Below are 22,423 nucleotides of genomic sequence, written 5' to 3'. Positions count from 1 at the left end.
CGCGACGCCCCGCCATGGACCGGGCGCTCCATCTCCTTCGTACCTTCATCCGCAGGGGCCTCACCGGGCAGACTGGGCGAATGGCTGATCAGGACGAGCAATCGGCGGTGGGCATCGAGTCCCCCGCACCCTCCGTACTCCGCTGGGCCGAGCCTCCGGAAGGACCTGCGCTGGTGCTTCTCGACCAGACCCGGCTGCCGGCGGAGGAGGTCGAGCTGGGCTGTGCCGATGTGCCCGAGCTGGTGCGGGCGATCCAGACGCTGGCGGTGCGCGGCGCCCCGTTGCTGGGCATCGCGGGGGCCTACGGGGTCGCACTCGCGGCCGCCCGGGGCGATGACATCGCGCGGGCCGCGGAGCTGCTGGAGCGGGCGCGCCCCACCGCGGTGAACCTCGGGTACGGGGTGCGGCGGGCCGCCGGGGCGTACCGCCGGGCCGTCGAGAAGGGCGCGGACCGGGAGCGGGCCGCGGCGGCGGTGCTGGCCGAGGCCCGGGCGCTGCACCGGGAGGACGCCGAGGCCAGCGGGCGCATGGCCCGGTACGGCCTCGCCCTGCTGGACGAACTGCTGCCCGGCGGGGACGGGCACCGGCTGCTGACGCACTGCAACACGGGGGCGCTCGTCTCGGGCGGCGAGGGCACCGCCTTCGCCGTGGCACTCGGGGCGCACCGGCAGGGCCGGCTGAGGCGGCTGTGGGTGGACGAGACGCGTCCGCTGCTGCAGGGGGCCAGGCTGACCGCGTACGAGGCGGCACGCAACGGCATGCCGTACGACCTGCTCACGGACAATGCCGCGGGTTCGCTGTTCGCCGCGGGGGAGGTGGACGCCGTGCTCATCGGGGCGGACCGCATCGCCGCGGACGGGTCGGTGGCGAACAAGGTGGGGAGTTACCCGCTGGCGGTGCTCGCCAAGTACCACCACGTGCCGTTCATCGTGGTGGCGCCGACCACGACCGTCGACCTGCGCACCCCGGACGGCGCGTCGATCGTCGTGGAGCAGCGGGCGGCGAATGAAGTGACGGAGTTCACATCGTCGCGGCTGCGAGGGGCGGACGGCAGCGTCGGCGGGGTGCCCGTGGCGCCGGTGGGAACCCCTGCATACAACCCCGCGTTCGACGTCACGCCGCCGGAACTGGTCACGGCGATCGTCACGGAGGAGGGCGCCGTTTCCCCGGTGACGGGGGCCGGACTGGCGGAGCTGTGCGCCAGATCATCGCAGGTAACGATTAGCTAATGGGATGATGTCGATTATGAAGGGACGAGTCCTTGTCGTCGACGACGACACCGCACTGGCCGAGATGCTCGGGATTGTGCTGCGTGGTGAAGGGTTTGAGCCGTCGTTCGTAGCGGACGGCGACAAGGCACTTGCCGCATTTCGTGAGGCCAAGCCGGACCTGGTCCTGCTGGATCTCATGCTGCCCGGCAGGGACGGCATCGAGGTCTGCAGACTGATCAGGGCCGAGTCGGGTGTGCCGATCGTCATGCTCACGGCCAAGAGCGACACGGTCGACGTGGTGGTGGGCCTGGAATCCGGGGCCGACGACTACATAGTCAAGCCGTTCAAGCCCAAGGAACTGGTCGCCCGGATCAGGGCCCGACTGCGCAGGTCCGAGGAGCCGGCGCCCGAGCAGCTCGCCATCGGTGACCTGGTCATCGACGTGGCCGGGCACTCGGTGAAGCGGGATGGGCAGTCGATCGCCCTCACCCCGTTGGAGTTCGACCTGCTGGTCGCGCTCGCCCGCAAGCCGTGGCAGGTCTTCACCCGCGAGGTGCTGCTGGAGCAGGTGTGGGGATACCGCCACGCCGCCGACACCCGGCTGGTGAACGTGCACGTTCAGCGGCTGCGCTCCAAGGTCGAGAAGGACCCGGAGCGGCCGGAGATCGTGGTGACCGTCCGAGGAGTCGGCTACAAGGCCGGACCGAGCTGACATGACCCTGGGTAACGCTGCTCCGCAGCCCGGGGAGCCGGGAGCCCGTGCGGAGCGGGGTGCCGGCCCAGGAAACAAGGCGTCCCAGGTCGGGCGCCTTCTTCAGGGCGGCCGGTTGTTCCACGACCGGGCGCCCGGCGGTCCCGTGCCGCGCCTGCTGATGCGCTGGGTGCGCCGTCCGCTGCTGCCCGTCGTGCGGCTGTGGCGGCGCAACATCCAGCTGCGGGTCGTCGCCGGCACGCTGCTCATGTCGCTGGGCGTGGTGCTGCTCCTCGGCCTGGTCGTGATCGGGCAGGTGCGCAACGGCCTGCTCGAGGCCAAGGGCAAGGCCGCCCAGACCCAGGCCGCCGGCGGTTTCGCCGCGGCCCAGGAGAAGGCGAACGCCCCGCTCGCCCCCGGTGGCCAGGGCGGCGGCACGACGGACGGCGGCACGGCCAACAACTCCTGGCGGACCGAGCTCGTCGACCAACTCGCCAGCGGCGGGAAGAACGCCTTCCACGTGGTCGCGCTCAGCGCCGACGAGGACACCCGGGCGCCGCGCGGATCGGGGAGCGTGAACGCGGCGAGCATCCCGCAGAAGCTGCGGGACTCCGTGAACAAGGGCCAGGGGGCGTTCCAGACGTACTCCCTGATCGAGTACGAGTCCGGCGAGCAGGAACCGCAGCCCGGCCTCGTCGTGGGCAAGCGGCTCTACGACATCGACCACAACCCGTACCAGCTCTACTACCTCTTCCCGCTGACGCAGGAGGAGAAGTCGTTGACGCTGGTCATGACCACGCTGGCGACGGCGGGCCTGTTCGTGGTCGTACTGCTCGGGGCCATCGCCTGGTTCGTGGTGCGGCAGGTCGTCACGCCCGTGCGGATGGCGGCGGGCATCGCCGAGCGGCTCTCCGCCGGCCGGCTCCAGGAGCGGATGAAGGTCACCGGCGAGGACGACATCGCCCGGCTCGGCGAGGCCTTCAACAAGATGGCGCAGAACCTCCAGCTGAAGATCCAGCAGCTGGAGGAGCTCTCCCGGATGCAGCGGCGCTTCGTCTCCGACGTCTCCCACGAGCTGCGGACACCGCTGACCACCGTACGGATGGCCGCCGATGTCATCCACGAGGCCCGCAGCGACTTCGACCCCGTGACGGCGCGCTCCGCGGAACTGCTCGGGGACCAGCTCGACCGGTTCGAGTCGCTGCTCTCCGACCTCCTGGAGATCAGCCGGTTCGACGCGGGCGCCGCGGCGCTGGAGGCCGAGCCGATAGACCTGCGCCAGGTGGTGCAGCGGGTGATCGGCGGGGCCGAGCCGCTGGCCGAGTGCAAGGGCACCCGGATCCGGGTGGTCGGCGACGAGCAGCCGGTGATAGCGGAGGCCGACGCGCGGCGGGTCGAGCGGGTGCTGCGCAACCTCGTGGTCAACGCCGTCGAGCACGGCGAGGGACGGGACGTCGTGGTGCGGATGGGGGCCGCTGGGGGAGCGGTCGCCGTGGCCGTCCGGGACTACGGGGTCGGGCTCAAGCCCGGCGAGGCGACCCGGGTGTTCAACCGGTTCTGGCGGGCCGACCCGGCCCGGGCCCGTACGACCGGGGGCACCGGTCTCGGGCTCTCCATCGCGGTGGAGGACGCCCGGCTGCACGGCGGCTGGTTGCAGGCGTGGGGCGAGCCGGGCGGCGGCTCGCAGTTCCGGCTGACGCTGCCGCGCACGGCGGACGAACCGCTGCGCGGCTCGCCGATACCGCTGGAGCCCGAGGACTCCCGGCGCAACCGGGAGAACTCCGGGCGGAACGGGGCCGGGGCGGAGAACGGGCACCGGCTGACGGCCGTGCCGAGCCAGTCCGGCGGCGCCGACCGGCCCGCCCTGCCCGGGCCGCCGAGGACCCCCGCGGCGCCGCGGACGGCACCTGCCTCGGTGCATCCGGCGGCCCTTCCCGGCAGTGGCGCCCGCGTGGTCGCGCGGCCCGCCGAGGACCGGCCGGGCGGCGAATTGGACACGGTGGTGCAGGATTCGGAGCAAGGGGCATGAATCGTGGGCGCTGACCGTCGCAGGGACGGCCGTGGGCGTGTGCCGGCACTGCTCGTGCTGCTCGGATGTGGCGCGGTGCTGCTGTCCGCGTGCAGCTCGATGCCCGTCACCGGGGACGTCAAGGCCGTCGACGCCTCGCAGCCGGGCGACTCCCAGGTGCAGGTGTACGCCGTCGCGCCGCGTGACAACGCCACCACCGACGAAGTGGTCGACGGTTTCCTGGAGTCGATGACCAGTGACGACTCGGAGTTCAGGACGACCCGCAAGTACCTGACGAAGGAGGCGGCCAAGAACTGGAATCCGGGCGCCTTCACCACCGTGCTCAGCAAGGCGCCGAACCGGAAGGACCGTCCCGTCCGGGACGGCGACCGCAACATCACCGAGGTCACCTACACCCTGACCGGCACGAGGGTGGCGACGGTCGACGCCCAGGACGTCTACCAGCCGCTCGCCCCCGCCGACTACAGCCAGACCCTGCACGTGGTGAAGGAGGACGGGCCGGAGGGCAAGGAGTGGCGGATCGACCGCGTGCCGGACGGCCTCCTGCTCGGGCAGTCGGACTTCAAGCGCCTCTTCCGGTCCGTCAACAAGTACTACTTCGCGACGGAACGGAAGACGGTGCCATCGACCCTGGTGGCCGACCCCGTCTACCTCCGCAGCCGGACGGATCCCGTCACGGGGATGGACACCGTGACCCAGTCCGTCCGCAGCCTCCTCGCGGGACCGACCAACTGGCTGCGGCCCGTGGTCGGATCCCGGTTCCCCCCGGGCACGGAGCTGAAGAAGGGCGTCACCTCCCTGGCACCCGACGACCGCAACGTACTGAAGGTGCCGCTGAACAAGAAGGCGGACGGGGTCGGCCAGCGGTCCTGCCGCATGATGGCCTCGCAGGTCCTCTACACCCTGCGGGATCTGACGTCGGCTCGGGTCGAGCAGGTCGAGCTGCAGCGTTCGGACGGCTCCACGCTGTGCGCGCTCGGGGCGGACCAGGCGGAGGAGTTCACCCCCGACGGTTCGTCGAGCGGCCCGGACAGCCAGTACTTCGTCGACGACAAGGGGCACGTGGAACGGATCCCCGGCAGCACCAAGGGGAGCGGCACCCCGGAGGCCGTGGCCGGTCCCCTCGGCAACGGCCCGATACCGATGAGCGTGATCGGTGTGGCCCGGGACGAGCAGTCGGCGGCGGCGGTCTCGCGCGACGGATCGGCGCTCTACGTCACGTCCATCGTCTCGGACGAAGAGCTCCCCGCCCCCTTGGTGACCAGCCGGGCCCACAGCATGAAGAACCGGCTGTCGGCGCCGAGCTGGGACGGCAGTGGCGACCTCTGGGTGGCCGACCGGGATCCCGACAATCCCCGGTTGCTGCTGCTGGACGGGGGTACCGGCAAGCCTCGGGAGGTTGCCGTGCCCGACCTGGGCGAGGGCCGGATCGAGGCGCTGCGGGTGTCCGCGGACGGGGTGCGGATCGCCCTGCTCGTGACCCGGGACGGCCGCAACACCCTGAAGATCGGCCGGATCGAGCGGCGCGGGCCGGAGTCCGGGCAACAGGTGTCGGTGGTGCAGCTGCGCCAGGCCGCACCCCAGCTGACGGACGTGACCGCGATGTCGTGGTCGGGCCGCAGCCGGCTCGTGGTGGTCGGCAAGGAGGAGGGCGGCGTGCAGCAGGTGCGCTACGTCCAGGCGGACGGTTCGACGTCCGCGTCGGGCGCCCTGCCCGGCGTGAACCAGGTCTCGTCGGTCGCGGCGGCGGACGACGAGCAGCTTCCGCTGATGGCGGCCACGTCGAGCGACGGGATCGTGAAGCTGTCGCCCGGCGACAACTGGCAGACAGTGGTCAAGAAGGGGTCCTCGCTGGTCTACCCGGGCTGAGTTCCGCAAGCCCCGCCCGCGTTTTCCACAGGGGTGGCCGACTTTCCTCCCGGAGGGCACAGTGGAGTCATGCGGGGGTGGTGGCGGGAGATCTCCGGGCTGATCCTGCCGGTTTCCTGCGGTGGTTGTGGCAGGCCGCGCGCGGAGCTGTGCGAGGAGTGCCGTGCGGAACTTCTCGGCGGGGCACCGCGCCGGGTGAGACCCGTGCCGGAGCCCGCGGGCCTGCCGGTGGTGCATGCGGCGGCGGCGTACGAGAGAGCGGTGCGGGCGGTGCTCCTGGCCCACAAGGAGCGGGGCGCGCTGGGACTGGCCGGCGCGCTCGGCCAGGCGTTGGCGGGTGCCGTACGGGCCGGGGCGGGACGGGTGGGCGGCGACGGCCCGCTGCTGCTGGTTCCCGTGCCCTCGGCACGGCGGGCGGTGGCTGCGCGGGGCCATGACCCGACGCGCCGGATCGCGCTGGCCGCGGCGGGAGAGCTGAGACGCGGCGGCACCGGTGCCCGGGTGGCCGCGGTGCTGCGCCAGCGGCGTCCGGTGGCCGACCAGGCGGGACTGGGGGCCCGGCAGCGGCAGGTGAATCTGGCGGGGGCCCTGGAGGTCGTGGCCGGGGGCGAACGACTGCTCGGGACCGGGAGGGTGGTGCTGGTGGACGATCTTCTGACGACGGGGGCCTCGCTCGCCGAGGCGGCACGGGCGGTCGGTGCGGCGGGCGGGCGCGCGACAGCTGTTTCCGGCGCCGGGCAGGCGGCTGTTGTCGCAGTATCTCCCGCGGCCTTCGAAATAAACCGGAACTCTTGATGAACTTGCATCGTTGCAGGTAGTGAGTGAGTAAAAACCCGGAACGGAGGTACGCGCGAGTAGCGGGTGCCGACAACCGGCAGAACAGGCTATGTTCGGTTGTGAGGAATGGTGAATGCCGGACCTCGACGAATGCACCACCAGGTTTCGGGCAGGTAACTCACCAGTAGCCCATGGCTGGGAATTCGGTGGGGTGGAGTCCCCGCCGTTGGGGGAGGAGGAGGTGGAAGTCACCGAGTCCGCGGCTCCGGTCGTCACCGGAGCCTGGTGCAAAAGGGAGATGCTCCGCCGCTGAGCGGGGCTTTCCGGGAACGGAGTTCTGCGTGGACATCGTCGTCAAGGGCCGCAAGACCGAGGTGCCCGAGCGGTTCCGCAAGCACGTGGCCGAGAAGCTGAAGCTGGACAAGATCCAGAAGTTCGACGGCAAGGTGATCAGCCTCGACGTCGAGGTGTCCAAGGAGCCGAATCCCCGTCAGGCCGACCGTTCCGACCGGGTGGAGATCACGCTCCGCTCGCGCGGTCCGGTCATCCGGGCGGAAGCGGCCGCAGGCGACCCGTACGCAGCGCTGGACCTGGCCACCGGCAAGCTGGAGGCGCGGCTGCGCAAGCAGCACGACAAGCGCTACAGCCGCCGTGGCAACGGCCGCATTCCCGCTGCCGAGGTCGCCGAGAACGTGCCGGACGCGGCGTCGTTCAACGGCGAGGGCGACCTGATCGCCAGTGAGACGGCCGAGTCCGTGCCCACCACCAGGTTCGGCCCGCTGGAGATCCAGGGCGAGGGCCCGCTGGTGATGCGTGAGAAGACGCACGTCGCCGCGCCGATGTCGCTCGATCAGGCGCTCTACGAAATGGAGTTGGTCGGGCACGACTTCTACCTGTTCGTCGACTCCGAGACCAAGGAACCCAGTGTCGTCTACCGGCGGCACGCCTATGACTACGGTGTCATCCATCTGAGGACCGACCCGCTGGCCGCCGACGAGGCCGGTGGCGCAGGCGGCGCGCTCGGCGGCTGACGCCACGCTTTCGCGGTGCCCCTGGAACGCCTGTGCGCTCCCAGGGGCACCCGTGCGCGGTCACATGATCACCGCTCCGGCGTCCGGGCATGGAATCATGGCGTCCCAAGCCAACCGGTGCTCCGTGAACTGCCGTTGGCGGACTGCTTGTGAACTTCAGGCCATGGCCTTCAGGGGGAGGAACGATGGCGGACGCCTTCGGACCCGTGCGTGACGCGAATGACGCCGACGACATCGCGGGGGCCTGCGGCCCGGACGCGGACAACGGTTTCCGCAAGGAGCCGATCCGGGTCCTCGTGGTGGACGACCACGCGCTCTTCCGCAGAGGCCTGGAGATCGTCCTCGCCCAGGAGGAGGACATCCAGGTCGTCGGCGAGGCCGGAGACGGGTCGGAAGCGGTCGACAAGGCCGCCGACCTGCTGCCCGACATCGTGCTGATGGACGTGCGGATGCCCAAGCGCGGCGGGATCGAGGCCTGCACGGCGATCAAGGAGGTGGCCCCGAGCGCGAAGATCATCATGCTGACGATCAGTGACGAGGAGGCCGACCTCTACGACGCGATCAAGGCCGGCGCCACCGGCTACCTCCTCAAGGAGATCTCCACGGACGAGGTGGCCACGGCAATTCGCGCGGTCGCCGACGGGCAGTCCCAGATCAGCCCCTCCATGGCGTCCAAACTGCTCACCGAGTTCAAGTCGATGATCCAGCGGACCGACGAACGCAGGCTGGTTCCCGCGCCCCGGCTCACCGACCGGGAGCTCGAAGTCCTCAAACTCGTCGCCACGGGCATGAACAATCGCGATATCGCGAAGGAACTGTTCATTTCCGAGAACACCGTGAAGAACCACGTCCGCAACATTCTGGAGAAGCTGCAGCTGCACTCCAGGATGGAAGCCGTCGTCTATGCCATGCGGGAGAAGATCCTGGAGATCAGGTGACCCGACCACGGCGGGACGGGCCACGACGACAGGACCGGACGGAACCACGCCGGGCCAAGGACCGGGCACCGGCAAGAGACGGTGCCGGAACAAGGGACGGTGCCGGAACAAAGGGTGGTACCGGAACAAGAGGCCGTACGGGAAAAAGGTAAAGCGCCGGGCAAGGAGACGGCCGCGCTCACGCCAGGGCGCGGGCGATTTCCCGGGCGAGCGGTTCACGCAGTTCCGGCGCGTCGACCCGCTCCAGCCGGACGTCCGTGCAGCCGACCCAGGACGCGGCCTCCACCAGCGCCTCGGCCATCGGCACCACGGCCTTCCCGCTCTCCAGGGACACCTGCCGGGCGACCAGCGTGCTGCCCTCACGCGCCGGGTCCACCCGGCCCCGCAGCCTCCCGCCCGCCAGCAGCGGCATCGCGAAGTAGCCGTGGACCCGCTTGGGCTTGGGGACGTACGCCTCCAGGCGGTGGGTGAAACCGAAGATCCGCTCGGTGCGCGCCCGCTCCCAGATCAGCGAGTCGAACGGCGACAACAAGGTCGTACGGTGTCGGCCGCGCGGCTCCGAGGCCAGCGCCGCCGGGTCCGCCCAGGCGGGCTTCGCCCAGCCCCGCACCGTCACCGGCACCAGCCCGGAGTCCGCCACCACCGCGTCGAACTGCTCGCCCTTCAACCGGTGGTAGTCCGCGATGTCCGCCCGGGTGCCCACCCCCAGGGATTGGCCCGCGAGCGCGACCAGCCGCCGCAGGCACTCCTTGTCGTCCAGGTCGTCGTGCAGCACGGCATCGGGCAGGGCCCGCTCGGCGAGGTCGTACACCCGCTTCCAGCCGCGTCGCTCGGTGCACACCACCTCGCCGTACATCAGGGCGCGCTCGACGGCGACCTTCGACCCCGACCAGTCCCACCACTCGCCGCCGTTCTTCGCGCCGCCCAGCTCCGTCGCCGTCAGCGGACCCTCGGCGCGCAACTGCTTGATCACCGTCTCGTACACGCCGTCCGGCAGCTCGTGGTGCCACTGCGGGCGCGAGCGGTAGGCGCGCCGGCGGAACGCGAAGTGCGGCCACTCCTCGACCGGCAGGATGCAGGCCGCGTGCGACCAGTACTCGAAGGCGCGGCCGCCCGACCAGTACGCCTCCTCGATCGTGCGTCGGCCGACCGCGCCGAGGCGGGCGTACGGAATCAGCTCGTGCGACCGCGCGAGCACCGAGATCGTGTCGAGCTGCACGGCGCCGAGATGCCGCAGCACGCCCGGCACGCCGGCCCGGCGGGCCGGGGCGCCCAGGAAGCCCTGGGCACGCAGGGCGATCCTGCGCGCCTGGTCGGCGGAGAGTTCGACGGCGGGAGGCGGCACAGAGGTCATGCCCCGCACCCTAGAGGCAGCCACTGACAGCCGGTCCGGGCCCCGGCGGGACCCGGACGGGCCGGCGGGGCCACTCGTTCAGGGGACGGGCAGATAGGGGTGGGTGCCCGGCAGGCCGAGGTCGGAGGGGAGCAGCGCCCCCACCCAGGCATCGCGCCGCACCCCCTTGTTGAACAGCCCCGAACGCTGCTCGCCCTCCATCCGGAACCCCGCCCGCAGGGCCACGGCGCGCGAGGCGGTGTTACCGGCCTCGGCGCGCCACTCCAGCCGGTCGCAGCCCAGCTCCGTGAACGCCCAGCGGGCGGCGGACAGCACCGCTTCCGTCGTGTAGCCGTTCCCGCGGTGCTCGGCGGCGGACCAGAAACCCACCTCGTACAGGCCCGGGAGGTTGTGGCGGGTGAGGCCGAGCGCGCCCACCAGGGCCCCGCCGGTGCGCAGGACCACCGCGAAGTTGTACGAGGAGTCGTCGCGCCAGCCGTCGGGACACAGCTTCTCCGCGAAGAACTCGGCGTCGGCGCGGCTGTAGGGGGAGGGCACGACCGTCCAGCGCCGGATGTCCGGATCCTGACAGGCCGCGTGGATTCCGTCGACGTCCTCGCCGGTGAAGGGGCGCAGCGACAGGCGGTCGGTGGTGAGGGTGATCGGGTCCATGTACGGATTCTGGTGACGCACCGGTCGCGGGGCGAACACTTTTCGTACTTCCCGGCACCTTCGGCACTCCCCGGCCGTTGACCCAGGAGGGACGGTGGGGCCAACGCGGCGGCAGCCCTCCCGGCGCGGGCGGGTCCTCGCTTACGATGGCCGTTGCGGTGGGGCCCACCTGCCGTGCCCGCGCCAGAGTCCACACACGACCCAGTGCCAGGCCCGACCGGCAAGGAGACCAGCCTCAGTGTCCGTCTTCAACAAGCTCATGCGTGCAGGCGAAGGCAAGATCCTGCGCAAACTGCACCGCATCGCGGACCAGGTCAGCTCCATCGAAGAGGACTTCGTCAACCTCTCCGACGCCGAGCTGCGGGCGCTCACCGACGAGTACAAGGAACGGTACGCGGACGGCGAGAGCCTGGACGACCTGCTCCCCGAAGCATTCGCGACCGTCCGTGAGGCCGCCAAGCGAGTCCTCGGACAGCGCCACTACGACGTACAGATGATGGGCGGCGCAGCCCTGCACCTCGGTTACGTGGCCGAGATGAAGACCGGCGAGGGCAAGACCCTGGTCGGCACCCTGCCGGCGTACCTCAACGCGCTCTCCGGCAAGGGCGTGCACCTGATCACGGTCAACGACTACCTGGCCGAGCGCGACTCCGAACTGACGGGGCGGGTCCACAAGTTCCTGGGCCTGACCGTCGGCTGCATCATCGCCAACATGACGCCGGCCCAGCGCCGTGAGCAGTACGCCTGCGACATCACGTACGGCACGAACAACGAGTTCGGCTTCGACTACCTCCGCGACAACATGGCGTGGTCCGCGGACGAACTCGTCCAGCGCGGCCACAACTTCGCCGTGGTCGACGAGGTCGACTCGATCCTCGTCGACGAGGCCCGTACGCCGCTGATCATCTCCGGCCCGGCCGACCAGGCCACCAAGTGGTACGGCGACTTCGCCAAGCTGGTCACCCGCCTCACCAAGGGCGAAGCGGGCAACCCGCTCAAGGGCCTCGAGGAGACCGGCGACTACGAGGTCGACGAGAAGAAGCGGACCGTCGCCATCCACGAGTCCGGTGTCTCGAAGGTCGAGGACTGGCTCGGCATCGAGAACCTCTACGAGTCGGTGAACACGCCTCTCGTCGGGTACCTCAACAACGCCATCAAGGCCAAGGAACTCTTCAAGAAGGACAAGGACTACGTCGTCATCGACGGCGAAGTCATGATCGTCGATGAGCACACCGGTCGTATCCTCGCCGGCCGCCGCTACAACGAGGGCATGCACCAGGCGATCGAGGCGAAGGAAGGGGTGGACATCAAGGACGAGAACCAGACCCTCGCCACGATCACCCTGCAGAACTTCTTCCGCCTCTACGACAAGCTCTCCGGCATGACCGGTACGGCGATGACCGAGGCCGCGGAGTTCCACCAGATCTACAAGCTCGGCGTGGTGCCGATCCCGACCAACCGGCCGATGATCCGCGCCGACCAGTCGGACCTGATCTACCGCACCGAGGTCGCTAAGTTCGCCGCGGTCGTCGACGACATCGTCGAGAAGCACGAGAAGGGCCAGCCGATCCTGGTCGGCACCACCTCGGTCGAGAAGTCCGAGTACCTCTCGCAGCAGCTCTCCAAGCGCGGTGTCCAGCACGAGGTGCTCAACGCCAAGCAGCACGACCGGGAGGCGACGATCGTCGCCCAGGCGGGCCGCAAGGGCGCGGTCACGGTCGCGACGAACATGGCCGGCCGAGGCACCGACATCAAGCTCGGCGGCAACCCCGACGACCTCGCCGAGGCGGAGCTGCGTCAGCGCGGCCTCGACCCCGTCGAGCACGTCGAGGAGTGGGCGGCCGCGCTGCCCGCCGCGCTGCAGAAGGCCGAGCAGGCCGTGAAGGCGGAGTTCGAAGAGGTCAAGGAGCTCGGCGGCCTCTACGTCCTGGGTACCGAGCGGCACGAGTCGCGGCGCATCGACAACCAGCTGCGCGGTCGTTCCGGCCGTCAGGGCGACCCGGGCGAGTCCCGCTTCTACCTGTCGCTCGGCGACGACCTGATGCGGCTGTTCAAGGCGCAGATGGTCGAGCGGGTCATGTCGATGGCCAACGTGCCGGACGACGTCCCGATCGAGAACAAGATGGTGACGCGGGCGATCGCGTCGGCCCAGTCGCAGGTCGAGCAGCAGAACTTCGAGACGCGCAAGAACGTCCTGAAGTACGACGAGGTGCTCAACCGGCAGCGCGAGGTCATCTACGGCGAGCGCCGCCGGGTCCTGGAGGGCGAGGACCTGCAGGACCAGATCCGCCACTTCATGGACGACACGATCGACGACTACATCCGCCAGGAGACCAGCGAGGGCTTTGCCGAGGAATGGGACCTGGACCGGCTGTGGGGCGCGTTCAAGCAGCTCTACCCGGTGAAGGTCACCATCGAGGAGCTCGAGGAGGCGGCCGGGGACCGGGCCGGGATCACGGCCGAGTTCATCGGCGAGTCGATCAAGGACGACATCCACGAGCAGTACGACGCGCGCGAGAAGCAGCTCGGCTCGGACATCATGCGTGAGCTCGAGCGGCGTGTGGTCCTGTCCGTCCTCGACCGCAAGTGGCGCGAGCACCTCTACGAGATGGACTACCTCCAGGAGGGCATCGGCCTGCGGGCCATGGCGCAGAAGGACCCGCTGGTCGAGTACCAGCGCGAGGGCTTCGACATGTTCAACGCCATGATGGAAGGCATCAAGGAGGAGTCCGTCGGCTACCTGTTCAACCTGGAGGTCCAGGTCGAGCAGCAGGTCGAGGAGGTCCCGGTGCAGGACGAGGCCGAGCGGCCCTCGCTCGTCAAGGAGGATGCCGTACCGGCGGCGCGTCCGGAGATCCGGGCCAAGGGGCTCGACGCCCCGCAGCGCCCCGACCGGCTGCACTTCTCCGCCCCCACGGTGGACGGGGAGGGCGGCGTCGTCGAGGGCGACTTCTCCAACGGCGGCGGCACGACCGGGTCCGAGTCGGACGGGCTGACCCGGGCGGAGCGGCGCAAGGCGCAGAAGAACGGCGGAGGCCGGCGCCGCAAGAAGTGACGGCGAGAAGTGACGCGGTGAAGGGCCGGAAGCCGCCGGTTCCGCTGACGGTGTCGGCGGTGGCGGTGGCGGTGGTCGGTTCGGGGCCGGGGTCGGGCGCGTGAGGGTGGCGTCCGGCCCCGGCCTGTTTTGGCTTCGGTGCGGCTGGGACGGGCGGGGCGGGGTGGCCGTTGTGCGGGGCTGTCCTTTCCTCGCACAGCGGCCATCCCGCCCCTTTCCGTAACCGGGGCTCCGCTCCGCTGTCCCCGCTCCTCAACCGCCGGGTGGGCTGAAAGCGGGAGGGGGCCGCTCGGGTGGCTCCGGGCCGGGGCCCGCCCTGAGGGGGCTCTCCGGGGGCGCTGAGGCCCCTTTCCGGCCCTGTGAGGGGCTCGGGGCCCTCCGGGCCCGGCTGTGTCCGTTCGGTCGCTCTCTGTAGCCGTTCCTCCATTTCTCCATCCCTCCGTATGTTCGTGCCTCCGTTCTCCGTGCTCCCGTGCTCCCGTGCTCCCGTGCTCCCGTGCCTCCGTTCCCCCGTTCCGGTTCCTGTCCCGGCGGTCCCCGGGGATGGGAGGGGCGGGGGAGGGGTCAGTGGGGCAGGGGGGCCTGGAGGCGTTCGCCGCCCAGTTCCACCGCGGCGCAGCGCCAGCGGAGGTCGGTGCCCTGCTCCAGGCGGAAGGCCATCGCCCGCACCTGTTCGCCCGCCGCGATGCTCGCGCAGGCCTCCACCACGCCCGGGGCCGGCTGGGCGCCGTGGCACATGCGGATCACGGGACGGGCGCCGCGGCCCCTGAGCGGGGTGCGCGGGGCCAGCTCGGCCAGCTGGTCGTACGCCTCGCCGATGGTGTGGCCGAGCATCCAGTGCACCGGACGCTGACCGCTGAGCACCGCGAGGAGGCGTTCGGCGAACCAGTGGTGGGGGCGCACGCGCCGGGGCACCCTCGTGCGCTGGGGTGGTACGGAGTGGGGTCCGCGCCGGTCGTGGCGTCCGGCGGGCCGGGTCCTGTTCGTGCTCATCGTCATCGCCCCCGTGCTTCAGAGTCCCGGTCGCATACCGGGCAGTAACTTCTGGTGGGGATCTTCTACGGCGGTCGGGAACGGGCCGCAAGCGGTGGCGGGGCGCCCGGAGCGGTTGGGACGAATCACCTATCCGGGTGAGGCGGGGGCCGGCGGGCGGGGTGTGCGGCGGGCGGCGGGAGGGTGAGGAACGGTCGCGGGGTGGACGGACCGGCGTCGGCACACGTGACCCCAAAGGGGGACGTCGCACGTATCCTGAGGGCGTTTCCGACTACGAAAGCGGCCCAGCCATGCGCGTGTACGTCCCCCTGACCCTCTCTGGTCTCGCAGCGGCGCACGGGGCGGGCGAGATCGGTCCCGGCCCGCTCACCGCGTACGCGGTGACCCCCGGACTGCGCGAGTGGTACGTCTCCGACGACATCGAGGAGCTGGAGTACGCGGCGCTCAACCGGGCCGCCTCCGCCTCCCTGCGCATGATCGCCCGGGATCCCGGCGAGGTGTGCCGCCGGGTCGTCGTCGCCGTCGACGTACCGGACGGCGCGGCCGTCGCCGACCCGGACCGAAGCCTCGACTCGTCCTCGCTCGGCGAGGTGCGGATCGCTTCCTCCGTGCCGCTCGCCAAGGCCGCCGCCGTGCACGTCGACTCGGACGACGCGCGGGAGGACGTCACGGCCGCCGTCACGGCCCTGGGGGCCGCGGACCTCGGTGACGACGACGCGCAGTTCACCGTGGACGGCGCCGAGGACCACGAGCTGCTGTGGTTCGGCGTCCAGGAGATCCCGAACCTGATCGGCTGAGGGGCGGACCCGGAGCCCGGGCACGACGCGCGGGAGGCCGACGGGAGCCCGGCCGGAGACCTGCCGGAGGTGTCCGGGAAGTGGTTGCCGGAGGCGTCCGGGAAGTGGTTGCTCGAACGGGTTGTCGGACCTGGCGGGTACTTTCTTACGCATGGGGAGCCACGGGAAGCACCGCACGCATCTGATCTGGGACTGGAACGGCACACTGCTCGATGACAACGTCGCGGTCGTCGGGGCCACGAACGCCGCGTTCGGCGAGATCGGCCTGGAACCGATCACCCTGGAGCAGTACCGCGAGATGTACTGCGTCCCGATACCCCGCTTCTACGAACGGTTGCTGGGCCGGCTGCCCACGGAGGCCGAGTGGGAGCGGATGGACGGGGTGTTCCACCGGTACTACACCGAGCAGCGGGCCGCCTGCGGGCTCACCGAGGGGGCCGAGGAGCTCCTCGCGCAGTGGCGGCTGGCCGGGCGCAGCCAGTCGCTGCTGAGCATGTACGGGCACGAGGAGCTGGTCCCGGTGGTGCGGGGCTACGGCATCGAGGCGCATTTCGTACGGGTCGACGGCCGTACCGGGCCGTCCGGGGGCAGCAAGGCGCGGCACATGGAACGGCACCTCGCCGCGCTGGACGGGATATCCCCGCAGTACACGGTGGTCATCGGTGACGCGGTGGACGACGCCGTGGCCGCGGCCCACGTCGGCGCGAAGGCCGTGCTCTACACCGGCGGGTCGCACAGCAGGGCCAGCCTGGAGGCCGCCGGGGTGCCGGTGGTGGACAGCCTGGCCGAGGCCGCGCACCTCGCCGAGCGGCTGACCGGGTGAGGCATCTCACGTAGGAGATTCGGACAGGCGCCGTGGCCGCGCCGACCAGGCGCCGGGCGTTGAACCAGCCGGGTGAGGTGCCGGGAGACCAGGCGCCGGCCGAGTGAGGTGCCAGGTGGCCTGGTGTCGGCAGGGTGAGGTGCTGGGAGGTCAGGCGTCGACCGGGGCCTTCTCGCGGAGGACCTTCAGGAACTCGCGCATCCACGCCGAGTGGTCCGGCCACGCCCGGGCGGAGACCAGCACGCCGTCGACCACCGCCTCGTGGTCCTCGAAGGTGGCGCCCGCCGCCTGCATGTCCAGCTCCAGCGCGGGGTACGCCGTGACGTGCCGCCCGGTCAGCGCGCCGATCGCCGCGGTCATCAGCGGACCGTGGCAGATCTGGGCCACGGGCCGGTCCGAGTCGAAGAACGCCTTGAGGATCTTGCGCAGCTCCGCGTCGTTGCGCAGGTACTCGGGAGCCCGGCCGCCCGGGATCACCAGGGCCGCGTAGTCCCCGGCGTCGACCTCGGAGAAGGCCAGGTCGGCGGGCCAGGTGTAGCCGGGCTTCTCGGTGTAGGTGTCGAACCCGGGCACGAAGTCGTGGACCACGAAGCGCAGCGTCTTGCGGCTGGGGGCCGCGACATGGACGTCGTACCCCTCCTCGCGCAGTCGCTGGTACGGGTAGAGGACCTCCAGGGACTCGGCGGCGTCGCCGGTGACGATCAGGATCTTCGGTGCCATGGTGGGGCTCCCACGGTTCGTCGGCCTGTTCGTTACCAGAGTGCGGCAATACGGGCGGGCGCGCTGTCCAAGGTGTCAAATTCGGAGCCGTTTTTTGGACATATACAACTCATGACGGCGAAGGGGTCGGGCGAGATAGCCTGGACCCCGTGATCAGCGCGATACGCCTCGGGGGCAGTGGAGCCCCCGGCCCGCACCCGGAGTGCCACATCCTCCGGGCCGTCGCCGATCCTCACCGCCCGGACCGACTCCCCGGAGGGGCCGAAACGGTTCCGGGCATCTCTCACAGCGGCAGAGCGGTAGCGTCGACCCGGACCGGAAGATCCGGGTCATGGTGCTATGCCGCCCATTCCACCTACGTCACGCAACGGCGCGCGACAGGAGCCAGAGGACATGCAGACCAAGCTGGACGAAGCCAAGGCCGAGCTGCTCGCACGAGCCGCGAGGGTAGCTGACAACAGCCCGGGCGGTGGTGTCGGCGGGCCGGGCGGTACCTCCCGGGTCCGTGTCGCGGGCACCGGGGACGAGCAGGAACGTCCCGGGCAGGACGCAATCCTCTCCTACCTCCAGCGCTACTACCTGCACACCGCTCCGGAGGACATCACGGGCCGTGACCCCGTGGACGTCTTCGGGGCCGCCTCCTCCCACTACCGACTGGCCGAAACGCGCCCGCAGGGCACGGCGAACGTCCGGGTGCACACCCCGACCGTCGAGGAGAACGGCTGGACGTGCAGCCACACCGTCGTCGAGGTGGTCACCGACGACATGCCGTTCCTGGTCGACTCCGTCACCAACGAGCTGTCCCGGCAGGGGCGCGGCATCCACGTCGTGATCCACCCGCAGGTCGCCGTGCGCCGTGACGTCACCGGCAAGCTCATCGAGGTCCTCACCGCGGGCAACGGCCTCCAGGCGGGCCCGCAGGGCGGCAAGAACGCCAAGGGCGGCACGAAGGACGGCAAGGTCGAGCTGCCGCACGACGCACTCGTCGAGTCCTGGATCCACGTCGAGATCGACCGCGAGACCGACCGCGCCGACCTCCAGCAGATCACCGCCGACCTGCTGCGCGTCCTGTCCGACGTGCGGGAGACCGTCGAGGACTGGGAGAAGATGCGCGAGGCCGCGCTGCGCATCGCCGACGACCTGCCCGCCGAACCGCTCGACGACCTCGCCGACGAAGAGGTCAACGAGGCCAGGGAACTGCTGCGCTGGCTCGCCGCCGACCACTTCACCTTCCTCGGCTACCGCGAGTACGAGCTGAAGGACACCGACTCGCTGGCCGCCGTCGCCGGCACCGGCCTCGGCATCCTGCGTTCCGACCCGCACCACAGCGTCGACGAGGCGCACCCGGTCAGCCCCTCCTTCGACCGGCTGCCCGCCGACGTCCGCGCCAAGGCCCGGGAGCGCAAGCTCCTCGTCCTCACCAAGGCCAACAGCCGGTCGACCGTGCACCGCCCCAGCTACCTCGACTACGTCGGCGTGAAGAAGTTCGACGAGGCCGGCAACGTCATCGGCGAGCGCCGCTTCCTCGGCCTGTTCTCCTCCGCCGCCTACACCGAGTCCGTGCGCCGGGTGCCCGTCATCCGCCGCAAGGTCGCCGAGGTGCTGGAGGGAGCCGGCTTCTCACCCAACAGCCACGACGGCCGCGACCTGCTCCAGATCCTGGAGACGTACCCGCGCGACGAGCTCTTCCAGACGCCCGTCGACCAGCTGCGCTCCGTGGTCACCTCCGTGCTCTACCTCCAGGAGCGCCGTCGGCTGCGGCTCTACCTGCGCCAGGACGAGTACGGGCGCTACTACTCCGCGATCGTCTACCTGCCGCGCGACCGCTACACCACCGGTGTGCGGCTGCGCCTGATCGACATCCTCAAGGAGGAACTGGGCGGCATCAGCGTCGACTTCACCGCCTGGAACACCGAGTCGATCCTCTCCCGGCTGCACTTCGTCGTCCGGGTCGCCCCCGGCACCGAACTGCCCGACCTCACCGACGCCGAGGCCGACCGCATCGAGGCCCGGCTCGTCGAGGCCGCCCGCTCCTGGGCGGACGGCTTCCAGGAGGCGCTGGGCGCCGAGTGCGGCGAGGAACGGGCCGCCGAACTGCTGCGCCAGTACGGCCACTCCTTCCCCGAGGGCTACAAGGCCGACCACACGCCGCGCGCCGCCGTGGCCGACCTGGTCCACCTCGAGGCGCTCAAGAAGGACGAGAAGGACTTCGCCCTCAGCCTGTACGAGCCGGTCGGCGCCGGCCCCGGCGAGCGCCGCTTCAAGATCTACCGGACCGGTGAGCAGGTCTCCCTGTCCGCCGTGCTCCCGGCCCTCCAGCGGCTCGGCGTCGAGGTCGTCGACGAGCGCCCGTACGAGCTGCGCTGCGCGGACCGTACGCACGCCTGGATCTACGACTTCGGGCTCCGGATGCCGCAGACCGACGGCAACTACCTCGCCGACGACGCCCGCGACCGCTTCCAGGACGCCTTCGCCGCCGTGTGGACCGGTGAAGCCGAGAACGACGGCTTCAACTCGCTGGTCCTGGGCGCCGGGCTGACCTGGCGCCAGGCGGTGGTGCTGCGCGCCTACGCCAAGTACCTGCGCCAGGCCGGATCGACGTTCAGCCAGGACTACATGGAGAGCACTCTCCGCAACAACGTCCACACCACCCGGCTGCTGGTCTCGCTCTTCGAGGCCCGGATGTCCCCGGAGCGGCAGAGCGCCGGCACCGAGCTGACCGACGGCCTCCTGGAGGAACTGGACGGGGCCCTGGACCAGGTCGCCTCGCTCGACGAGGACCGCATCCTGCGCTCCTTCCTCACCGTCATCAAGGCCACCCTGCGCACCAACTTCTTCCAGATGGCCGACAGCGGCAAGCCGCACGGCTACGTCTCGATGAAGTTCGACCCGCAGTCCATCCCGGACCTGCCCGCGCCCCGGCCGGCCTTCGAAATCTGGGTCTACTCGCCGCGCGTCGAGGGCGTGCACCTGCGCTTCGGCAAGGTCGCCCGGGGCGGTCTGCGCTGGTCGGACCGGCGCGAGGACTTCCGCACGGAGATCCTCGGCCTGGTCAAGGCGCAGATGGTCAAGAACACCGTCATCGTGCCCGTCGGGGCCAAGGGCGGGTTCGTCGCCAAGCAGCTCCCGGACCCGGCCGTCGACCGCGACGCCTGGATGGCCGAGGGCATCGCCTCGTACCGCACCTTCATCTCGGCGCTGCTCGACATCACCGACAACATGGTGGCCGGCGAGGTCGTGCCGCCCAAGGACGTCGTCCGGCACGACGAGGACGACACCTACCTGGTCGTCGCCGCCGACAAGGGCACCGCGAGCTTCTCCGACATCGCCAACGAGGTCGCCGTCACGTACGGCTTCTGGCTCGGCGACGCCTTCGCCTCCGGCGGCTCCGCCGGTTACGACCACAAGGGCATGGGCATCACCGCCCGCGGCGCCTGGGAGTCCGTCAAGCGGCACTTCCGCGAGCTGGGCCACGACACCCAGACCCAGGACTTCACCGTCGTCGGCGTCGGCGACATGTCCGGTGACGTGTTCGGCAACGGCATGCTGCTCTCCGAGCACATCCGGCTCGTCGCCGCCTTCGACCACCGGCACATCTTCCTCGACCCGACCCCGGACGCCGCCACCTCCTACGCCGAGCGGCGCCGCCTCTTCGAGCTGCCGCGCAGCTCCTGGGCCGACTACGACAAGGAACTGCTCTCCGCGGGCGGCGGCGTCCACCCGCGCAGCGCCAAGTCCATCCCGATCAACGCCCACATCCGCGAGGCGCTCGACATCGAGCCGGGAGTCACCAAGATGACGCCCGCCGAGCTGATGCAGACCATCCTCAAGGCCCCCGTGGACCTGGTGTGGAACGGCGGCATCGGCACGTACATCAAGTCCTCCGCCGAATCGAACGCGGACGTCGGCGACAAGGCCAACGACGCGATCCGGGTCAACGGCCAGGACCTGCGGGCCAAGGTCGTCGGCGAGGGCGGCAACCTCGGCGCCACCCAGCTCGGCCGGATCGAGTTCGCCCGCACCGGCGGCCGGATCAACACCGACGCGATCGACAACAGCGCCGGCGTGGACACCTCCGACCACGAGGTGAACATCAAGATCCTGCTCAACGGTCTGGTCCGGGACGGCGACATGACCGTCAAGCAGCGCAACAAGCTGCTCGCCGAGATGACCGACGAGATCGGCCGCCTGGTCCTGCGCAACAACTACGCGCAGAACGTGGCGCTCGCCAACGCCACGGCCCAGTCGGCCTCCCTGCTCCACGCCCACCAGCGCTTCATGCGCCGACTGGGCCGCGACGGCGACCTCGACCGCGCCCTGGAGTTCCTGCCCAACGACCGGCAGATCCGCGAGCTGCTCAACGCCGGCAAGGGTCTCACCCAGCCCGAACTCGCCGTGCTGCTCGCCTACACGAAGATCACCGTGGCCCGGGAGCTGATCCGCACCAGCCTGCCGGACGACCCGCACCTGCAGCAGCTGCTGCACGCCTACTTCCCGCACCAGCTGCGCGAGCAGTTCCCCGAGGCGGTCGACGGGCACGCGCTGCGCCGCGAGATCATCACCACCGTCCTGGTCAACGACACGGTGAACACCGGCGGTTCGACCTTCCTGCACCGGCTGCGGGAAGAGACCGGCGCCTCGATCGAGGAGATCGTGCGGGCACAGTTCGCGGCCCGTGAGATCTTCGGCCTCGGCCAGGTGTGGGACGCCGTGGAGGCGCTCGACAACAAGGTCGCCGCCGATGTGCAGACCCGCGTGCGGCTGCACTCGCGCCGGCTCGTCGAGCGCGGTTCGCGCTGGCTGCTCGGCAACCGGCCGCAGCCGCTGGAGATCGCGGAGACGGTCGACTTCTTCAAGGCCGGGGTCGAGCAGGTCTGGGCCGAGCTGCCCAAGATGCTGAAGGGCACCGACCTGGAGTGGTACCAGTCGATCCTGGACGAGCTCACCGAGGCGGGCGTCCCGGGCGAACTGGCCCAGCGGGTCGCCGGATTCTCCTCCGCCTTCCCGGCGCTGGACATCGTGGCGATCACGGAGCGCACCGGCAAGGACCCGCTCGCCGTCGCCGAGGTGTACTACGACCTCGCCGACCGGCTGGGCATCACCCGGCTGATGGACCGGATCATCGAGCTGCCGCGGGCCGACCGCTGGCAGTCCATGGCCCGCGCCTCCATCCGCGAGGACCTGTACGCGGCGCACGCCGCGCTCACCGCGGACGTGCTGTCGGTGGGCAACGGGGGCTCGACGCCGGAGGAGCGGTTCAAGGCCTGGGAGGAGAAGAACGCGGCGATCCTCACGCGTTCGCGCTCCACGCTCGACGAGATCCAGGGCTCGGACGCCTTCGACCTGGCGAACCTGTCGGTGGCCATGCGGACGATGCGGACGCTGCTGCGCACGCACGCGTGACGCCCGAGGGGTGAGAGGCGGTCGCCGGACCGGTCGGTCCGGCGACCGCCGCCGTCTTTTCCGGCCGGCGGCGGACGGAGT

General features: G+C 70.7%; 15 protein-coding genes. 11 read left to right on the top strand and 4 right to left on the bottom strand.

Going from position 1 to position 22,423, the window contains the following annotated elements; all coding sequences use genetic code 11:
- The first annotated feature begins 80 nt into the window (after positions 1 to 80).
- From mtnA to OCT49_RS12085, 7 genes are all read left to right on the top strand, one after another.
- Positions 81 to 1,229: an S-methyl-5-thioribose-1-phosphate isomerase gene (gene mtnA / locus OCT49_RS12115; RefSeq protein WP_283851888.1), complete on the top strand. Its 1,149-nt coding sequence runs from the start codon at positions 81 to 83 to the stop codon at positions 1,227 to 1,229.
- Positions 1,230 to 1,233: 4 nt separating this feature from the next.
- The gene (gene mtrA / locus OCT49_RS12110) at positions 1,234 to 1,923 is read left to right on the top strand and encodes an MtrAB system response regulator MtrA (protein ID WP_205375139.1); all 690 of its coding nucleotides are present in this window, start codon (positions 1,234 to 1,236) and stop codon (positions 1,921 to 1,923) included.
- A 1-nt stretch (position 1,924) separates the two neighbouring features.
- Positions 1,925 to 3,931 (top strand): MtrAB system histidine kinase MtrB, encoded by a 2,007-nt coding sequence (gene mtrB, locus OCT49_RS12105; RefSeq protein ID WP_283851887.1) that lies wholly within the window; start codon positions 1,925 to 1,927, stop codon positions 3,929 to 3,931.
- A gap of 3 nt (positions 3,932 to 3,934) precedes the next feature.
- A complete protein-coding gene (locus tag OCT49_RS12100; RefSeq protein WP_502963363.1) occupies positions 3,935 to 5,800 on the top strand; it encodes an LpqB family beta-propeller domain-containing protein in 1,866 nt (621 codons plus the stop codon).
- A 69-nt stretch (positions 5,801 to 5,869) separates the two neighbouring features.
- On the top strand, positions 5,870 to 6,595 hold the full coding sequence (locus OCT49_RS12095; protein ID WP_283851886.1) for a ComF family protein: 726 nt from the start codon (positions 5,870 to 5,872) through the stop codon (positions 6,593 to 6,595).
- Between the two features lie 323 nt (positions 6,596 to 6,918).
- Positions 6,919 to 7,608: a ribosome hibernation-promoting factor, HPF/YfiA family gene (hpf, locus tag OCT49_RS12090; RefSeq protein WP_283851885.1), complete on the top strand. Its 690-nt coding sequence runs from the start codon at positions 6,919 to 6,921 to the stop codon at positions 7,606 to 7,608.
- Between the two features lie 185 nt (positions 7,609 to 7,793).
- Positions 7,794 to 8,546: a response regulator gene (locus OCT49_RS12085; RefSeq protein WP_283851884.1), complete on the top strand. Its 753-nt coding sequence runs from the start codon at positions 7,794 to 7,796 to the stop codon at positions 8,544 to 8,546.
- Between the two features lie 178 nt (positions 8,547 to 8,724).
- Here OCT49_RS12085 and OCT49_RS12080 read toward each other — a convergent pair whose 3' ends face one another.
- Both OCT49_RS12080 and OCT49_RS12075 read right to left on the bottom strand, forming a co-directional pair.
- Positions 8,725 to 9,900: a winged helix-turn-helix domain-containing protein gene (locus OCT49_RS12080; RefSeq protein WP_283851883.1), complete on the bottom strand. Its 1,176-nt coding sequence runs from the start codon at positions 9,898 to 9,900 to the stop codon at positions 8,725 to 8,727.
- 78 nt (positions 9,901 to 9,978) lie between these two features.
- The gene (locus OCT49_RS12075) at positions 9,979 to 10,551 is read right to left on the bottom strand and encodes a GNAT family N-acetyltransferase (RefSeq protein WP_283851882.1); all 573 of its coding nucleotides are present in this window, start codon (positions 10,549 to 10,551) and stop codon (positions 9,979 to 9,981) included.
- 238 nt (positions 10,552 to 10,789) lie between these two features.
- On the opposite strand from OCT49_RS12075, the gene secA reads away from it, so the two are divergent.
- The gene (gene secA / locus OCT49_RS12070) at positions 10,790 to 13,606 is read left to right on the top strand and encodes a preprotein translocase subunit SecA (RefSeq protein ID WP_283851881.1); all 2,817 of its coding nucleotides are present in this window, start codon (positions 10,790 to 10,792) and stop codon (positions 13,604 to 13,606) included.
- 564 nt (positions 13,607 to 14,170) lie between these two features.
- On the opposite strand, the gene OCT49_RS12065 is transcribed toward secA, so the two are convergent.
- Positions 14,171 to 14,599 (bottom strand): Rv3235 family protein, encoded by a 429-nt coding sequence (locus OCT49_RS12065; protein ID WP_283851880.1) that lies wholly within the window; start codon positions 14,597 to 14,599, stop codon positions 14,171 to 14,173.
- Positions 14,600 to 14,889: 290 nt separating this feature from the next.
- Between OCT49_RS12065 and OCT49_RS12060 the strand changes: the two genes are divergently transcribed.
- Both OCT49_RS12060 and OCT49_RS12055 read left to right on the top strand, forming a co-directional pair.
- Entirely contained in the window at positions 14,890 to 15,396 is a 507-nt protein-coding gene (locus OCT49_RS12060) for a DUF6912 family protein (RefSeq protein ID WP_283851879.1), read from the top strand.
- Between the two features lie 151 nt (positions 15,397 to 15,547).
- On the top strand, positions 15,548 to 16,219 hold the full coding sequence (locus OCT49_RS12055) for an HAD family hydrolase (RefSeq protein ID WP_283851878.1): 672 nt from the start codon (positions 15,548 to 15,550) through the stop codon (positions 16,217 to 16,219).
- Positions 16,220 to 16,369: 150 nt separating this feature from the next.
- Here OCT49_RS12055 and OCT49_RS12050 read toward each other — a convergent pair whose 3' ends face one another.
- Entirely contained in the window at positions 16,370 to 16,939 is a 570-nt protein-coding gene (locus OCT49_RS12050; protein WP_283851877.1) for a DJ-1/PfpI family protein, read from the bottom strand.
- A gap of 393 nt (positions 16,940 to 17,332) precedes the next feature.
- Here OCT49_RS12050 and OCT49_RS12045 point away from each other — a divergent pair, with 393 nt between their 5' ends.
- Positions 17,333 to 22,342, top strand: coding sequence for an NAD-glutamate dehydrogenase (locus tag OCT49_RS12045; protein WP_283851876.1), 5,010 nt, complete (start codon positions 17,333 to 17,335; stop codon positions 22,340 to 22,342).
- Positions 22,343 to 22,423 lie beyond the last annotated feature (81 nt).

It is taken from the genome of Streptomyces sp. ML-6, from assembly GCF_030116705.1.
In the GTDB taxonomy this organism is placed as follows: domain Bacteria; phylum Actinomycetota; class Actinomycetes; order Streptomycetales; family Streptomycetaceae; genus Streptomyces.
Note: the sequence above shows the minus strand (reverse complement) of the source record. Positions and strands in the feature narration are given on the sequence as shown.

Excerpts from the sequence above, each read along its gene's own strand:
- OCT49_RS12075 (WP_283851882.1), bottom strand. The coding sequence starts at position 10,551 with ATGGACCCGATCACCCTCACCACCGACCGCCTGTCGCTGCGCCCCTTC.
- OCT49_RS12055 (WP_283851878.1), top strand. The coding sequence starts at position 15,548 with ATGGGGAGCCACGGGAAGCACCGCACGCATCTGATCTGGGACTGGAAC.
- OCT49_RS12095 (WP_283851886.1), top strand. The coding sequence starts at position 5,870 with ATGCGGGGGTGGTGGCGGGAGATCTCCGGGCTGATCCTGCCGGTTTCC.
- OCT49_RS12045 (WP_283851876.1), top strand. The coding sequence starts at position 17,333 with ATGCAGACCAAGCTGGACGAAGCCAAGGCCGAGCTGCTCGCACGAGCC.
- OCT49_RS12065 (WP_283851880.1), bottom strand. The coding sequence starts at position 14,599 with ATGAGCACGAACAGGACCCGGCCCGCCGGACGCCACGACCGGCGCGGA.
- OCT49_RS12085 (WP_283851884.1), top strand. The coding sequence starts at position 7,794 with ATGGCGGACGCCTTCGGACCCGTGCGTGACGCGAATGACGCCGACGAC.
- mtrA (WP_205375139.1), top strand. The coding sequence starts at position 1,234 with ATGATGTCGATTATGAAGGGACGAGTCCTTGTCGTCGACGACGACACC.
- mtrB (WP_283851887.1), top strand. The coding sequence starts at position 1,925 with ATGACCCTGGGTAACGCTGCTCCGCAGCCCGGGGAGCCGGGAGCCCGT.
- mtnA (WP_283851888.1), top strand. The coding sequence starts at position 81 with ATGGCTGATCAGGACGAGCAATCGGCGGTGGGCATCGAGTCCCCCGCA.
- OCT49_RS12050 (WP_283851877.1), bottom strand. The coding sequence starts at position 16,939 with ATGGCACCGAAGATCCTGATCGTCACCGGCGACGCCGCCGAGTCCCTG.
- OCT49_RS12060 (WP_283851879.1), top strand. The coding sequence starts at position 14,890 with ATGCGCGTGTACGTCCCCCTGACCCTCTCTGGTCTCGCAGCGGCGCAC.
- OCT49_RS12080 (WP_283851883.1), bottom strand. The coding sequence starts at position 9,900 with ATGACCTCTGTGCCGCCTCCCGCCGTCGAACTCTCCGCCGACCAGGCG.